The sequence below is a fragment of the Nocardia sp. MDA0666 genome (genome assembly GCF_003023875.1).
Classification (GTDB): Bacteria; Actinomycetota; Actinomycetes; order Mycobacteriales; family Mycobacteriaceae; genus Nocardia; species Nocardia aobensis.
This window is the reverse complement of record NZ_PYHT01000025.1, coordinates 1-15,888: the sequence shown is the minus strand read 5'-3', so window position 1 is coordinate 15,888 and position 15,888 is coordinate 1. Positions and strand designations below refer to the sequence as shown.

The 15,888-nt window shown below is 67.4% G+C and carries 12 protein-coding genes; 6 read left to right on the top strand and 6 right to left on the bottom strand.

Annotated elements, in window-relative coordinates; all coding sequences use genetic code 11:
- Positions 1-7 precede the first annotated feature (7 nt).
- The 3 genes from C8258_RS26670 to C8258_RS33385 form a co-directional block, all read right to left on the bottom strand.
- Entirely contained in the window at positions 8-1,138 is a 1,131-nt protein-coding gene (locus tag C8258_RS26670) for an alkaline phosphatase family protein (protein ID WP_106957552.1), read from the bottom strand.
- Between the two features lie 78 nt (positions 1,139-1,216).
- Positions 1,217-2,386: a diguanylate cyclase gene (locus tag C8258_RS26665; protein ID WP_106957518.1), complete on the bottom strand. Its 1,170-nt coding sequence runs from the start codon at positions 2,384-2,386 to the stop codon at positions 1,217-1,219.
- A gap of 90 nt (positions 2,387-2,476) precedes the next feature.
- Positions 2,477-4,558 (bottom strand): serine/threonine-protein kinase, encoded by a 2,082-nt coding sequence (locus C8258_RS33385; RefSeq protein WP_233225360.1) that lies wholly within the window; start codon positions 4,556-4,558, stop codon positions 2,477-2,479.
- 157 nt (positions 4,559-4,715) lie between these two features.
- Between C8258_RS33385 and C8258_RS26655 the strand changes: the two genes are divergently transcribed.
- The 4 genes from C8258_RS26655 (at position 4,716) to C8258_RS26640 (ending at position 8,776) form a co-directional block, all read left to right on the top strand.
- Positions 4,716-5,393: a hypothetical protein gene (locus tag C8258_RS26655; protein WP_106957517.1), complete on the top strand. Its 678-nt coding sequence runs from the start codon at positions 4,716-4,718 to the stop codon at positions 5,391-5,393.
- Positions 5,394-5,472: 79 nt separating this feature from the next.
- Positions 5,473-5,910 carry a helix-turn-helix transcriptional regulator gene (locus tag C8258_RS26650; protein WP_036505854.1) on the top strand — a complete coding sequence of 146 codons (438 nt, stop codon included), beginning with the start codon at positions 5,473-5,475 and terminating at the stop codon, positions 5,908-5,910.
- Positions 5,911-5,927: 17 nt separating this feature from the next.
- Positions 5,928-6,338 (top strand): VOC family protein, encoded by a 411-nt coding sequence (locus tag C8258_RS26645; RefSeq protein WP_036505867.1) that lies wholly within the window; start codon positions 5,928-5,930, stop codon positions 6,336-6,338.
- Positions 6,339-6,400: 62 nt separating this feature from the next.
- Positions 6,401-8,776, top strand: coding sequence for an excinuclease ABC subunit UvrA (locus C8258_RS26640; protein ID WP_106957516.1), 2,376 nt, complete (start codon positions 6,401-6,403; stop codon positions 8,774-8,776).
- Between the two features lie 189 nt (positions 8,777-8,965).
- On the opposite strand, the gene C8258_RS26635 is transcribed toward C8258_RS26640, so the two are convergent.
- On the bottom strand, positions 8,966-9,817 hold the full coding sequence (locus C8258_RS26635; protein WP_106957515.1) for an SDR family oxidoreductase: 852 nt from the start codon (positions 9,815-9,817) through the stop codon (positions 8,966-8,968).
- Positions 9,818-9,898: 81 nt separating this feature from the next.
- Here C8258_RS26635 and C8258_RS26630 point away from each other — a divergent pair, with 81 nt between their 5' ends.
- Positions 9,899-10,555: a TetR/AcrR family transcriptional regulator gene (locus C8258_RS26630; protein ID WP_106957514.1), complete on the top strand. Its 657-nt coding sequence runs from the start codon at positions 9,899-9,901 to the stop codon at positions 10,553-10,555.
- The gene (locus tag C8258_RS26625; protein ID WP_106957513.1) at positions 10,537-11,394 is read left to right on the top strand and encodes a dienelactone hydrolase family protein; all 858 of its coding nucleotides are present in this window, start codon (positions 10,537-10,539) and stop codon (positions 11,392-11,394) included. Before C8258_RS26630 ends, C8258_RS26625 begins: the two co-directional genes overlap by 19 nt.
- Positions 11,395-11,474: 80 nt before the next feature.
- Here C8258_RS26625 and C8258_RS26620 read toward each other — a convergent pair whose 3' ends face one another.
- Positions 11,475-15,428, bottom strand: a complete 3,954-nt coding sequence (locus tag C8258_RS26620; protein WP_063066570.1) for a DNA-directed RNA polymerase subunit beta' — start codon at positions 15,426-15,428, stop codon at positions 11,475-11,477.
- Positions 15,429-15,556: 128 nt separating this feature from the next.
- Positions 15,557-15,888, bottom strand: a 332-nt coding sequence (locus C8258_RS26615; RefSeq protein ID WP_146161342.1) for a hypothetical protein, incomplete at its 5' end; no start/stop codon positions are given.

Sequence of the window (15,888 nt, the reverse complement as noted above, 5' to 3'; positions counted from 1 at the left end):
AGACGGGTCATCGCGACGCGATGAGCGGGACGAACTGTTCGTCGGCGGTCCGGGCACCGTGATGGCCGAGCATCGTCGATTCCAGCGGTTCGCGGGCCGGGCAGACCAGCACGGCGTGATGCTCCGCCACCGCGATGACGTCTCCGATCCGCGCGGTGACGACCGGGTCGGGTGGCGTCGGGCCGAACCAGTGCTCGTCCACGGCCTGTTCGCGAGTGACAACCGTTGCGGCCGTGGACAATTCCTCGGTCCAGGCGGCGAGCACATCGGACCGTGCCGACGCATTCTCGAGGTAGATGTGGCGCACCCGGGCCTCGCCGGCGATCGTCCGCACGCCGCGATGCAGATGCGGGCGGGCGTCGAGGTCGACGACGGTATCGGCGTGGATCATCCCGTGATCGCCGGTGATCAGGAGGGTGCATTCGGCTGGGAGGTCGGTCAGCAGATCCGCCACCGCGCTGTCGATATCGGCCAGTATCCGCAGCCACTCCCGAGACTCCGGGCCGTGCAGGTGGCCGGCGACGTCCAGGTCGGCGAAGTAGGCGTACGCGAAGCGCCGGCCGGTGCCGCAATGGCGTGCGACGGCGCGGATTCCGGCCCGCACCTGATCGAGATCGGTGGCCGGATGCACGGTGCCCGCGGCGCGGAAGGCCGCCCGGGTCAGTCCCGAATCGCGCTGATAGCCGGGGATCACGTAGTGCACGTCGACACCGTGGGCGGCGAGGTCCTGGATCCGGCTCGTTCTGCGCTGCACGTCTTCCGGTGGTAACTCGGCGAGGGCGTCGGGTCCGGTCGCGGAGTCGAGCCGCCAGCGCAGCGCGTTGAACACTCGCGACGTCCCGGCGTGCGGTACGGCGAAGCTGTAGCCGATGATTCCGTGCGTCGCGCAGGGCGCGCCGAGGGCCAGGCTGGTGATGCTGACCGCGGTGGTGGCCGGGAAACCGGCGTCGAGCGTGGTGGTGACGTGCGCGGACAGGGTCGGTGCGATATCTCGATGCCGGGCGAGCAGTTCGGCGCCCAGCCCGTCGATCAGCAGCACCACGACGTCGCGGTTCGGCCTCAGCCCCAGCGGATTGTGCACATCCATCCCCAGGGCGGCGGCCACCGACGGCAGGACGTCGGCCAGTGAGTAGCGCATGATCACCCATGCTGCCGCATCGATGTCACTGCGACGAGCCCATTTCCGGGACGCGGCACCCGTGGCCCGGTTTCCCGATCAAGTGAGAGGTTCGCGTAGTTCCCGGACGACGATGCCGTTGCCACCTCGTTCTTTCGCCCGATACATGGCGGTGTCCGCGAAACGGAGTAGCAACTCGGGCGAGAGACGGTCATCGGTTACTTCGCTCTCGCCGAGGACCGCCACGCCGATGCTGGCGGTGACCAGGGCGCCGTCGCCCGAACTCTCGATCGCGCGCCGGAGCCGCTCGGCCAGTGCCCGAGCGGCTCCGGCGTCCAGACGTCCGACGATCGTGAACTCCTCCCCACCGGTGCGCGCGATGGTGGCAGCGGGATCGGTGGTATCGCGCAACCGCGCCGCGATTCTGGCCAGCACCCTGTCGCCCTCCTGATGACCGAAGGTGTCGTTGACGTCCTTGAATCGATCCAGGTCGATGATCATCGCGCAGATCGGCGAACCGGCGGCGAACAATCCGGGTAGGTGGTAGTCGAGTCCACGCCGGTTCAACAGGGTGGTCAGTGGATCCGACAACGCATTCGTGCGGAGCACCCAATAGAAGAACTGCAGCGTAGGCAGTACGAGGACCACGGCAAGCACCATGATCAGCGTGGTGGCGATCGCGAGCGGGATGTCGCGATCCGAGCTGGAGGGGGTGCCCATTCGTACCGTGACCAGCAGCACCGAGAACAGCGACCAACCCGCATGCACGGCGAGCGCCTTGGCGCTGTGGAACAGCGCCAGATAGCCGCCGGTCAGGATGAGGGCGGTGTTGTTGATCATCGCCACACGGCTGGAGACCAGCAGACCGTTGATCGTGATGCCGAGGTCTGCGAGCGCGATCAACGCCAATGATGCCCAGGCTCTCGGCCACGGCAGCAGGTACCAGCGCACGCCCACCACCAACGCCAGAACGGCGAACAGGCCGATCACCGCCCGGCCGGCCGCGTTCTGCGGGCCTTCGGACGACAGCAGGAGCATGAGGGCGACGAAACTCAGGCCCAATCCGGATGTGCCGATCGAGAATTTCAGCAAGCCGAGTGCCGCCTGGTTGCGCAGCGTGCTCAGCAGCCAGCGATAGTCGGCGGGTTCTCGCCACCACATCCGCACGGCAACCAGCCCGCCGTAGCTCAGCGCATCGGCGACACGTGCCCGCGCGAACAGGCCCCTGCTGCGGCGATGCTCGTCACCGGACGGCTCGGGTGCAGCCATCCGACAACGCTAGGACAGCGTCCGGCGATCTGTGAAGTGCCCCAGGACCAGCGATATATGGTCGTAGTACCTCTTCCGACCGGTGCCGGATCAGGTCCGGATCTCCCGGATCAGCACGCGGCCGTCGCGGTCGGTCGTGATGGCGGTGTAGGCGTGGTAGAGGAACCCTCGGTCGGGACGGCGTTCGAAAACCTGCACCTGAAAGCGGTCCGGGACATCGCCACCGGTCACGTGCACGCAGTGCTGGGTGCCGACCGGCACCTGGGCGATCCGAGCCTGCAGGGTTTCGGCAGCGGGCACCGCCGTCGCTTCGGGCACGACGTATTGCCTTGCCGCCGAACCGCTTCGGGTGGCGTACTGCGCGTACTCGTAGCCCAGCACGGCGTCCGGACCGGATCCGGTGCCGCCGGGCGTATCGTCGTTGACGTCGGTCGCGGTCCTGGCCGCGTAGCACCACGGAACACTGTCCGGCGCTTCGGCTTTCGCATCCGCCGGGGGTGCCGCATCCGGCGGGGCGATACCCAACGGCAGCTGCCGCCACCAGCGATCGTAGACCTCCAGCGCCGCGTGCTTGGTCCAGCGCAGGCCGACGACGAATCGGGACCGGTGCACATCCTGCGGGAACAGCGTGTAGAGGTCCTGCGGCCCGGTCGTATCCGGCGTGGGCAGGACGACATCCAGCGGATCGGTGAAGCCCGGATGCCTCGCCAGCAGATCGCCACTGTGCTTACTCACATCCGCAGCGAATTCCACTGCGGCGTCGGCCTTTTCGAGGTCGACGAGTTCCACCCGCAGGTCGCGGTCCGGATTCTCACAGGCTATCGCCGCCCGGTCGCCCGTGGTCGGATCCACCGCGCACCGCGTACCCAGCCATCCGGTCTCTCCGGGGCGCGCGGATACCACCTGCGCAAAATTGTCCGCGATGGGCTGGTACTTCGGCCCCCAGCCGCCGTCGGCCGTCGAATGCCCGCCCGACCATCTGTCGACCGCCACCCCGGCGCCGGCCAGCACGATGACGACACCCGCCGCAGCCGCACCCCGCCGGATCCACACTTTCGGCCGCGCTGCCCGGGCGGGCACTACCGGAGACTGCCCGGAACCGGCGCCGTCGGAATGCGGGGGCAGCCCCTGCGCCGGCCGATGCCCGGGTCCCGGTGCGTCGAACGCCGGCCGTGCCCGGGACTGCGTCGGTGCGGTCGCCGATGTCGGGTATCCCTGCGCCAACCGCGCCGCCGAGTGTTCCTGCGGCTCCGAGGCGGACTCCCACGAATCCGCACCGGCCGCGTGATCCGAAGCGGGAGCACGATACACGTCGCTGACCGCGCCGAATCTGTTGCCGGACAGCGCTTCCCGCACCTCGGTCACAAATTCCGTACAGCTGCCGTATCGCTCGTGCGGCTGCTTCGCCATCGCCCGCGCCAGCACCGGATCGAGGGCGGGCGGCAGATCCGATCGCAGCGCGGTCGGCCGGGGAATCGGTTTGGTGACGTGCCCGGCGACCACCTGGCCCGGATTGGTTCCGGCATAGGGCGGTCGCCCGCACAACAGCGTGAACATGGTGCAGGCCAGGGAGTACTGGTCGCAGCGATGGTCCAGCGGTTCGCCGGAGAGCTGCTCGGGAGAGGCATAGGCGAGTGTGGCGGTGAGGGTGCCGGTGACCGTGAGTTCGGTGTCGGCGTCCTGCAATCGCGCGATGCCGAAATCGGTGATGACGGTCCGTTCGGCGCGGCCGGCCTCGGGTGCTTCGAGGAGAAGGTTCGCCGGTTTGATGTCGCGGTGCAAGACCGCCTTGCTGTGCGCATAGTCCAGTGCCGCAGCGGTTTCGGTGACGATGCGCAGTACCCGTTCGGTGGTGAGGGCGCGCCGGTCCAGCCGCGCCGCATCGGTGCCGTGCACATACTGCATCGAGATCCACAGGTGCCCGTCGTCGGCGCCGCGGTCGTAGACCCGCACGATGCCCGGATGTTCCAGCCGGGCAACGATATCGGCTTCCTGATCGAACCGGCGGCGCCGCTCGTGATCGGCGGAGACCTCGCGGTCGAGCAGTTTCAGTGCCACCCGGCGGGGCAGCCGGGGATGGCGGGCGAGATAGACCGTTCCCATTCCGCCACGGCCGAGCACGCCCTCGATGAGGTAATCGGCGAACGTCTCGCCGATCGCGAGTGCGGCCACGGTCCCCCTTCTGGTCGAGCCCACCGAGGCGTCAGCAGCTTACCGGACGAATCCGGCGTCCTCACCGGGCGGATTCGGCGGCCCTCGCCGGGCGCGGCCTCCTCCGATACCGTGGATATCCAGCGCCGCAGATGTCGATGAAGGTGGTGAGATCGCAGTGTTCGACCCGTTGGCCGATATCGACCGAGCCCTCGCCGACCGGGCCGGATGGACGTGGTTCGACGACCACCTGCTGTACACGTGCGGGGTGCTCGATCTGCTGCGCCGCGAGGAGTTGGCGCGCATGCCCGTCAAGTCGACCCGGATCCGGATCGATCCGGGCGAGGTGTGTATAGCCGAGGGCCCGGCGACCTGGTCGTTCTGGCGCTCGCCCGGCAACGGCAGCTGGACCCGTAACAACATCTACGTCGCGGGCAGCGCCTCCTTCGTCGCGGCCGCGCAACTGGGGAATGCGCTGGTGAACCAGGCCCGGCGCCAGCGCGCGGAGGCCGCGTCCCAGCCGCGCTGGATCGCCGAACGTCCCGGTTCGGTGATGATCTCCGACCGCCGCATCCACCTCACCAATCCCGACTACTCCTTCCGGATCCGCTGGGCCTCGCTCGAGACGATCGACCTGACCGCCGCCGACCACGTGGTCGCGCGCTACGTCGACCGCAACAACACCTTCCACCAGTGGCAGGTCCGAACACCTTGGGCTGTACTGATATTCGTCGTCGCCGCCCAGCTGCACTTCCCGAATCATCCGCTGCTGCTGTCCGGAAATTGGCTGCCCGCCGGATTCGAGGACAAATGCCATCTCGCGGGGAAGACATGCCCACCCGTCCGAGAGCGCTGACCTCGCCGTCCGCATCCCCTCGTCCCGCTCGTGGTGAGGGTTGCTGGGCAATGTCGGTGCCACGTGGCACCATCGCGTTGTGAGCAGCACATCTGCCCCCGACCCGCGCCTGCGCGATCTCGCGCGGTTGCGCAAGGTCCGCGACCGCATCGACCGGGAATATGCGAAACCCCTGGACGTGGAGGCCCTCGCCCGCGATGTGCACATGTCCGCGGGCCATCTGAGCCGGCAGTTCCGCCTCGCCTACGGGGAATCACCGTACGGATACCTCATGACGCGGCGCATCGAACGCGCGATGGCGCTGCTGCGGCGCGGCGATCTCAGCGTCACGGAGGTGTGCTTCGAGGTCGGCTGCCAATCACTGGGCACCTTCAGTACCCGCTTCACCGAACTGGTCGGAGTACCGCCGAGCGTCTACCGGCGGGAGGCCGCCGACGCCACCCTGGGCATGCCGTCGTGTGTCGCGAAACAGGTCACCAGACCGATCAGGAATCGAGAAGCGCAGGTTACGGAGTAGGAATTAGCGTGAGCGACATGAACATCACCATTCACGACACCTTCCTCCCGCAAGACGATCCGGAGGCGGCGCTGGCCTTCTACCGCGACACCCTCGGCTTCGAGGTGCGCAACGACGTCGGCTTCAAGGGCATGCACTGGATCACGGTGGGCCCCGCCGGACAGCCGGACATCTCGATCGTGCTCTACCCGCCGAACGCGACCCCCGGCGTGACCGAGGAAGAGCAGCGCACCATCTCCGAGATGATGGCCAAGGGCACTTTCGCCAGCCTCAATCTGGCCGCCGAGAACGTCGACGAGGTGTTCGAGCGCCTGCAGGCGAACGGTGCCGAGGTCGTGCAGGAGCCGACCGATCAGCCCTACGGACTGCGCGACTGCGCGTTCCGCGACCCCTCGGGCAATCTGCTGCGGATCCAGCAGGCCTCCTGAGCCGACCCCCGACAACCGAGCCGGTCGGCGGACCGGGCCGCCCACCCGACATTGGAGAAACCATGAGCAAGGCCGCGACGCCGGGCCGGCACGTTGCCGACACCCACGACCTGATCCGTGTACACGGTGCACGGGTCAACAACCTGAAGGACATCAGCGTCGAAATCCCCAAGCGGCGCCTGACCGTCTTCACCGGCGTCTCGGGATCGGGGAAGAGTTCGCTGGTCTTCGGCACCATCGCCGCGGAATCGCAGCGGATGATCAACGAGACCTACAGCGCCTTCGTCCAGGGCTTCATGCCGACGCTGTCGCGGCCGGAGGTCGATTTCCTGGACGGCCTCACCACCGCGATCTCGGTCGACCAGGAGCGGATGGGCGCGAACCCCCGCTCCACGGTCGGCACCGCCACCGACGCCAACGCGATGTTGCGCATCCTGTTCAGCCGCCTCGCCCAGCCGCAGATCGGCTCGCCGAACGCGTATTCGTTCAATGTGCCCTCGGTGACCGCCAGCGGTGCGATCACGGTCGAGCGGGGCGGTAAGACCAAGGCCGAGAAGGCGACCTTCCACCGACTCGGCGGTATGTGCCCGCGCTGTGAGGGCATGGGCTCGGTCACCGACTTCGACCTGACCGCGCTCTACGACGAGAGCCTGTCGCTCAACGAGGGCGCGCTCACCATCCCCGGCTACAGCATGGACGGCTGGTTCGGCCGCATCTACCGCGGTTGCGGACTGTTCGACCCGGACAAGCCGATCCGCAGGTACAACAAGCGCGAACTACATGATCTGCTTTACAAGGAGCCGACCAAGATCAAGGTCGAGGGCATCAACCTCACGTACGAGGGCTTGGTCCCCAAGATCCAGAAGTCGATGCTGTCCAAGGATGTCGACTCGCTACAGCCGCATATCCGCGCGTTCGTCGAGCGTGCGGTGACCTTCACGATCTGCCCGGAATGTGAGGGCACCCGGCTCAGCGTCGAGGCCCGGTCCTCGAAGATCGGTGACAAGAGCATCGCCGACGTCTGCCGGATGCAGATCAGCGATCTCGCCGCATGGGTGCGCGAACTCGACGAGCCGTCGGTCGCGCCGCTGCTGAAGGGCTTGCAGCACCTGCTCGACTCGTTCACCGAGATCGGCCTCGGCTACCTGTCGCTGGACCGGCCGGCGGGCACGCTCTCCGGCGGTGAAGCGCAGCGCACCAAGATGATTCGCCACCTCGGATCGTCCCTGACCGATGTCACCTACGTGTTCGACGAGCCCACCATCGGCCTGCACCCCCACGACATCGAGCGGATGAACAACCTGCTGCTGCAGTTGCGCGACAAGGGCAACACGGTGCTGGTGGTGGAGCACAAACCGGAGGCGATCGCGATCGCCGACCATATCGTCGATCTGGGCCCGGGGGCCGGAAGCCAGGGCGGCACAGTCTGTTTCGAGGGCGACCTCGAGGGCCTGCGCGCCAGCGACACGATCACCGGCCGCCACCTCGACGACCGGGCCAAACTCAAGGACGCACCGCGGAAGTCGTCCGGCGCGTTGGAGATTCGCGGCGCCTCCACCCACAACCTGAAGAATGTGGACGTCGACATCCCGCTCGGCGTGCTGTGCGTGGTCACCGGCGTGGCCGGATCCGGTAAGAGTTCGCTCATCCACGGATCGGTCGCCGACCGCGAGGATGTCGTGGTGGTCGACCAGGGCGCGATTCGCGGTTCGCGGCGCAGCAATCCGGCCACCTACACCGGACTGCTCGAGCCGATCCGCAAGGCCTTCGCCAAGGCCAACGGCGTCAAGCCGGCACTGTTCAGCGCGAATTCCGAAGGCGCGTGCCCCACCTGCAACGGCGCGGGCGTGATCTACACCGATCTGGCGATGATGGCCGGCGTCGCGACCACCTGCGAGGAATGCGACGGGAAACGCTTCCAGGCGGCCGTCCTGGACTACCACCTCGGCGGGCGCAACATCAGCGAGGTGCTGGAGATGTCGGTCGCCGAAGCCGAGGAGTTCTTCGGCGCGGGTGAGGCGAAAATCCCGGCGGCGCACAAGATTCTGCAGCGCCTCGGTGATGTCGGACTCGGCTATCTGAAACTGGGCCAGCCCCTCACCACGCTCTCGGGCGGTGAACGCCAGCGCATCAAACTCGCCACCCACATGGGCGAGAAGGGCGGGGTCTACGTTCTCGACGAGCCGACGACGGGCCTGCACCTCGCCGACGTGGAGAATCTGCTCGGCCTGCTCGACCGCCTCGTGGACTCGGGCAAATCGGTGATCGTCATCGAACACCACCAGGCCGTGATGGCACATGCCGACTGGATCATCGACCTCGGTCCCGGCGCCGGCCACGACGGCGGGCGCGTCGTCTTCGAGGGAACACCGGCCGATCTGGTCGCCGACTCCTCGACCCTCACCGGCGAACACCTCGCCGCCTACGTCGGCGGATAGTCCGGGACAACGCCGATCGCTTCCCCCCGAGCGCCTGCCGGTTCCGGTCGACCGGAACCGGCAGGCCGGATGCGTCGGCGCGGGCGGCTCAATGCTGCGCCGACGCGGTCTGTGGTCGCTACGTCGCGTTCAGCGCGGCATGCAGCGACGGGCCGGCCGCGATGATCGCCGGCCGACCTCGGGTCGTGGTCACGAGCCGTCCCCGCCGGTGGGATCGGCCGGATCGGCGAGGCCACGTTCGTAGGCGGCGCGGGCGGTGGAACCGCGGGTCGCGGCGACCTGATCCGGGACCATGCGACGCAAGGTCAGGTCTCGCAGGCGTTGGGGAAGCAGTTCGGCGAGCCGGACGAGCGGACCGATGTACCGCGGCACGGTGACCTCGAACCGAGGGTGTTCGATCGTCCGCAGCACCGCTCGCGCCACATCGGCGGGCTCCAGCAGTTTCGCGGCGCCGGTGTCGGTACCCGCGGCCAGGTCGGTCGCAACCACTCCCGGCATGATCACCGAGATCCGCACGCCGCTGCCGCGCAGTTCCTCACGCACACCGGTCAGGTAGCCGAGCACCCCGTGTTTGGTCGCGGCGTAGGTCGATTCGCCGGGCGGGGACAACCGCGCGGCGGCCGAGGCGATGGTGACGATGTGGCCCTGTCCGCGCGCCCGCATGCCCGGTGCGACCAGCCGCACGCCGCGAATGACGCCGTGCAGATTGACCTCCAGCATGCGCGCGGTCGCGGCCTCGGGCTCGTCGTCGAACGGGCCCACCCACATCACGCCGGCATTGTTGACCAGTACGTCGATCGGTCCCCACAGCGATTCCACGGCAGCGAGGAAGGTGCGGAAGGACTCCGTATCGGTCACGTCGAGGGCGAATCCGCGCACGGTTGCGGACAATTCGGCCGCGGTGGCGACGGCCGCCGGTTCGTCGCGGTCGCCGACGGCGACCCGGGCGCCGGCCTCGGCGAGCACACGCGCGATCTCCCGGCCTATGCCCCGCGCCCCGCCGGTCACCGCGACGACACGACCGGCGATCGATGAGGTCATGGATGGTTCTCCATTCTGACATGCCTGCGTGTCAGCAACGATGCTCTAGTGTGCCATAGGCCGGGACGTGAGGACAGGGGCATGCCAGGACGGAAGTATCAGGGACTGATGCCGGACGAGCGCCGGGAGCAGCGGCGCGCGGCGATCCTGGACGCCGCACTGGAGGTTTTCGGCACCAGCGGTTATGCGGGCAGTTCCGTCAAACAGATCTGCCGCGCCGCACGGCTCACCGAACGCTACTTCTACGAATCCTTCACCGACCGCGAAAGTTGCCTGGCCGCCCTGTATTCCGAAGTCGTGACGCGGGTGCGCGCCGCGACCGTGGCCGCGATGACCTCCGCGGGAGACGACATCGACGCCCAGACCCGCGCCGGATTGCGGACGTTCATCGGATATCTGACCGAGGATCGGCGACTTGCCAGGGTGGCCCTGATCGAGGCCGTCGGCGTATCCCCCGCCATGGAGGAACGCCGCCACGAGGTGCTGCGCGAATTCGCCGAGATCGTCACCGCCGCCTGGGCCGCCACCCGCGCCGAACCGCTGTCGCTCGAACAACATTCGGCCGCGGTCGCCCTCGTCGGCGGCGTCAACCATCTCCTGGTCGACTGGCTGATGGGCGGCAGCACGCAATCCCCCGCCGCGCTCACCGACGTCTGCACCACCCTGTTCATCGCCGCGCGCCGCACCTTCGACGCGCAGGCCCGAGCCACGGAGACATCATGGCCGACGATCCCCTGATCGACTTCACGCGCGAATCGTTCAGTCACACGGGCATCAGCCACCCGATTCTGCGATCGGGATCGGGCCCGGCGGTGATCGTGATGACCGAGGTTCCCGGCATCACGCCGAAGGTCGCCGAATTCGCCCGCCGGGTACGCGATCTCGGCCTGACCGCAGTGCTACCGGATATGTTCGGCACGGCCGGGCGCGATCCGAATCCGGCCGCTCACGGCCTGCTGAGCAGCGCGGCCTACGGTGTCGGCGCCATGGCCCGGCTCTGCATCGGACGAGAGTTCAGCATGCTGGCCGGCCCGGGGGCCTCACCCATCACGAACTGGCTGCGCGCCCTGGGCGCCGCCGAACACCGGCGCTGCGGCGGGCCGGGCATCGGGGCCGTCGGCATGTGCTTGACCGGAGGATTCGCCCTCGCCATGGCCGCCGACGACCATCTGCTCGCGCCGGTGCTGTCGCAACCGGCCACGCCGGTGCCGGTGACGCGCCGCCGACGTGCCGAAATCGGTATCGGCACTGCGGATCTCGCGCGCATTCAACAACGATGCGCGCAGGGCCTCGGCGTCCTCGGCCTGCGATTCCGCGGCGATCGACTGGTCCCGGAGGAACGATTCGCCTCGCTGCGCAGACAATTGGGCCCGGCCTTCGTGGCAGTGGAGCTGGACCCCGAGGATGCGAATCCGGACGCGCCGACACCGCCGCATTCGGTACTGACCGAACACCTCGTCGACACGCCCGGCCATCCGACCCGGCAGGCGCTCGACCTGGTTCTCGAGCACCTTCGCACGCGATTGCTCGATTCCCCCGACCACGCGCCCAACCGGCCCTCGCCCGACGAGTCCTAGCTCACCGGCCGACCCGGCCCGATACGACAACGCCCCGCCTCGGATGACCGAGGCGGGGCGAAGTGCCTTACTACGCGGGATTACCGGTAGTCGCTGAAACCGTAGTCGTCCAGCGGGACCGCGGCACCGGTCGTGGTGCCGAAGCCCTCCGGGCTGTAGTAGGTGTCGTCGTAGGACGGCACCGCGTACGCCGCGGCACGGGCCTCTTCGGTCGGCTGCACCTGGATGTTGCGGTAGCGGTTGATACCGGTACCGGCCGGGATCAACTTACCGATGATCACGTTCTCCTTCAGGCCGATCAGCTTGTCGGAGCGGCAGTTGATCGCCGCGTCCGTCAAGACACGAGTCGTCTCCTGGAAGGAGGCCGCCGACAGCCACGAATCGGTGGCCAGCGACGCCTTGGTGATACCCATCAGCACCGGGCGACCCGACGCGGGCTCGCCACCCTCGGCGACGACGCGGCGGTTGGATCCCTCGAACTCCGAGCGCTCCACCAGTGAACCGGGCAGGAACTCCGTCGCACCCGAGTCGATGATGGTGACGCGGCGCAGCATCTGGCGAACGATGACCTCGATGTGCTTGTCGTGGATGGACACACCCTGCGACCGGTACACCTCCTGGACCTCGTGCACCAGGTGAATCTGCACCTGACGCGGACCCATCACGCGCAGCACCTCGTGCGGATCGGCCGAGCCCTCCAGCAACTGCTGGCCGACCTCGACGTGGTCGCCGTCGGCGAGCAGACGCTCGGAACCGTCGTCGTGCTTGAACACCCGCAGACGCTGACGCTTCGACAGCTTGTCGTAGACCACCTCGTCCGAACCGTCGTCCGGAATGATGGTGATCTTGTAGAAGCGGTCGTCGTCCTCGAGCCGGATCCGGCCCGAGACCTCCGCGATCGGCGCCTTGCCCTTGGGCACACGAGCCTCGAACAGCTCCTGCACGCGGGGCAGACCGCCGGTGATGTCGTCGCCCGCGACACCACCCTGGTGGAAGGTACGCATGGTCAGCTGGGTACCGGGCTCACCGATGGACTGGGCGGCGACGATACCGACGGCCTCACCGATGTCGACCAGCTTGCCGGTCGCCATCGAGCGGCCGTAGCAGGTCGCACACACGCCGGTGCCGGTGGTGCAGGTGAGCACCGAGCGGACCTTGACGTCGGTGATGCCGGCCTCGAGCAGCGCCTCGATGGCCGGGTCGCCGAGGTCGTGACCCTTCTCCACGATGACGTTGCCGTCGGCGTCGACCGCGTCGGCGGCCAGCGTCCGGGCATAGGTGCTGGTCTCCACGTGCGGATCGCGGATGAGCAGACCGTCGGGCTGCTTCTCGGCGATCGCGACGAGGATGCCGCGCTCGGTGCCACAGTCGGTCTCGCGCACGATGACGTCCTGCGACACGTCCACCAGACGACGGGTCAGGTAACCCGAGTCGGCGGTACGAAGCGCGGTGTCGGCCAGACCCTTTCGCGCACCGTGGGTGTTGATGAAGTACTCCAGAACGGTCAGGCCCTCACGGAACGAGGACTTGATCGGTCGCGGAATGAACTCACCCTTCGGGTTGGTCACCAGACCCTTCATGCCCGCGAGGGTACGAGTCTGGGTGAAGTTACCCGTGGCGCCCGAATCGACGATCGTGATGATCGGGTTGTCGGCCGGGTAGTGCGCACGCAGCGCCTTACCGACCTCTTCGGTCGCTTCCTGCCAGATCTTGACCAGGGCGTTGTTGCGCTCCTGGTGGTCGAGAGCACCACGCTGGTACTTCTTCTCGATCTGGTCGGACTGCGCCTCGTAGCGCTCCATGATCTCGGCCTTCTCCGGCGGAACGAGAACGTCCGACATGGAGACGGTGACACCCGAACGCGTGGCCCAGTAGAAGCCGGCGTCCTTGAGCTTGTCGACGGTCTGCGCGACCACGATCATCGGGTAGCGCTCGGCGAGATCGTTGATGATCGTCGCCTGCCGCTTCTTCGGCATCTGCTCGTTGATGAACGCGTAGTCCGCGGGCAGCAGCTCGTTGAAGATGACCCGGCCCAGGGTGGTTTCACACAGCCACGCGTCGCCGCGCTGCCAGCCCTCGGGGAACAGCTCCGCCTCGACATCCTTCGGCGGGCGCTGCTCGGTCAGACGCACCTTGATCAGCGAGCGAACCGTCAGCTCGCCGCGGTCGACGGCCATCTGGGCCTCGGCCGGCGACGCGTAGACGCCCTGCTCGGGAGCATCCGCGGTGGCAGGCCGGTACTCGCCCTTGGCGCCCTCTTCCAGGCGGGTCAGGTAGTACAGACCGGTCACCATGTCCAGACGCGGCATGGCCAGCGGGCGGCCGGACGCCGGGGACAGGATGTTGTTCGACGACAGCATCAGGATGCGGGCCTCGGCCTGCGCCTCCGCGGACAGCGGCAGGTGCACGGCCATCTGGTCACCGTCGAAGTCGGCGTTGAAGGCCTCACAGACCAGCGGGTGCAGCTGGATGGCCTTACCTTCGACCAGCAGCGGCTCGAAGGCCTGGATACCGAGGCGGTGCAGCGTGGGCGCACGGTTCAGCATGACCGGGTGCTCGGCGATGACCTCTTCGAGGACGTCCCACACCTGGGCGCGCTGCCGCTCGACCATCCGCTTGGCGGACTTGATGTTCTGCGCGTGGTTCAGGTCGACCAGACGCTTCATCACGAACGGCTTGAACAGCTCCAGCGCCATCAGCTTGGGCAGACCACACTGGTGCAGCTTCAGCTGCGGACCGACGACGATGACCGAACGGCCCGAGTAGTCGACGCGCTTACCGAGCAGGTTCTGACGGAAACGACCCTGCTTACCCTTGAGCAGATCGCTCAGGGACTTCAGCGGGCGGTTACCGGGCCCGGTCACCGGGCGACCGCGACGGCCGTTGTCGAACAGCGCGTCCACGGACTCCTGCAGCATCCGCTTCTCGTTGTTGACGATGATCTCGGGGGCGCCGAGGTCGATCAGTCGCTTGAGGCGGTTGTTGCGGTTGATCACGCGGCGGTACAGGTCGTTCAGGTCGGAGGTGGCGAAGCGGCCACCGTCGAGCTGAACCATCGGGCGCAGCTCCGGCGGAATCACCGGAACGGCGTCGAGCACCATGCCCATCGGCGAGTTGCCGTTGGTCTGGAAGGCCGCGACGACCTTCAGCCGCTTGAGCGCGCGCAGCTTCTTCTGGCCCTTACCGGTGCGAATGGTTTCGCGCAGGTTCTCGGCCTCGGCCTCGATGTCGAAGGTCTCCATCAGCTTCTGGATGGCTTCGGCACCCATCGCGCCGGTGAAGTACTCGCCGTAGCGGTCCTGCAGCTCGCGGTAGAGCACCTCGTCCACGATCAGCTGCTTGGGAGCCAGCTTGGTGAAGGTGGTCCAGATCTCGTCGAGCCGGTCCAGCTCCCGCTGGGCACGGTCGCGCAGCTGGCGCATCTCGCGCTCGCCGCCGTCCTTGACCTTGCGGCGGACATCGGACTTGGCACCCTCGGCCTCGAGCTCGGCCAGGTCGGCCTCGAGCTTCTGGGCGCGGGCCTCCAGGTCGGCGTCGCGCTGGTCGGCGATCGTCTTCTTCTCGACCTCCATCTCCGCCTCGAGCGTGGACAGCTCGTTGTGGCGCAGATCCTCGTCGACGGCGGTGATGACGTAGGCGGCGAAGTAGATGATCTTCTCGAGATCCTTCGGCGCCAGGTCCAGCAGGTAACCGAGACGGCTCGGCACACCCTTGAAGTACCAGATGTGGGTGACCGGCGCGGCCAGTTCGATGTGGCCCATCCGCTCACGACGCACCTTGGCGCGGGTCACCTCGACGCCACAGCGCTCACAGATGATGCCCTTGAAGCGGACACGCTTGTACTTGCCGCAGTAGCACTCCCAGTCCCGGGTGGGACCGAAGATCTTCTCGCAGAACAAGCCGTCCTTCTCCGGCTTGAGCGTGCGGTAGTTGATGGTCTCCGGCTTCTTGACCTCACCGTAGGACCAGTTGCGAATGTCTTCGGCGGTCGCCAGGCCGATCCGGAGTTCATCGAAGAAGTTGACGTCTAGCACGTAACTTCCTTTCCCCTGTTCGGGTTCAGTATCGAGCAAAGTTCGCTAGTTCGTCCGCCGTGGCGGACCACTTCCGCGGAGCGGGAAACTATGCCCCGGCGCCCAATGCGGGCGCCGGGACCGATCGGCTACTGCGCGAGGTCGTCGACCGTCGCAGCCTCGTTGCGGGACAGGTTGATGCCGAGGTTCGCCGCGGCACGCTCGAGGTCCTCGTCGTCACCGTCGCGCATCTCGATCGCCGCGCCGTCGGAGGACAGCACTTCGACGTTGAGGCACAGTGACTGCAGTTCCTTGAGCAGAACCTTGAACGATTCCGGGATGCCCGGTTCGGGGATGTTCTCGCCCTTGACGATCGCCTCGTAGACCTTCACACGACCGACCACATCGTCGGACTTGATGGTCAGCAGCTCCTGCAACGTGTAGGCCGCGCCGTAGGCCTGCATGGCCCAGCACTCCATCT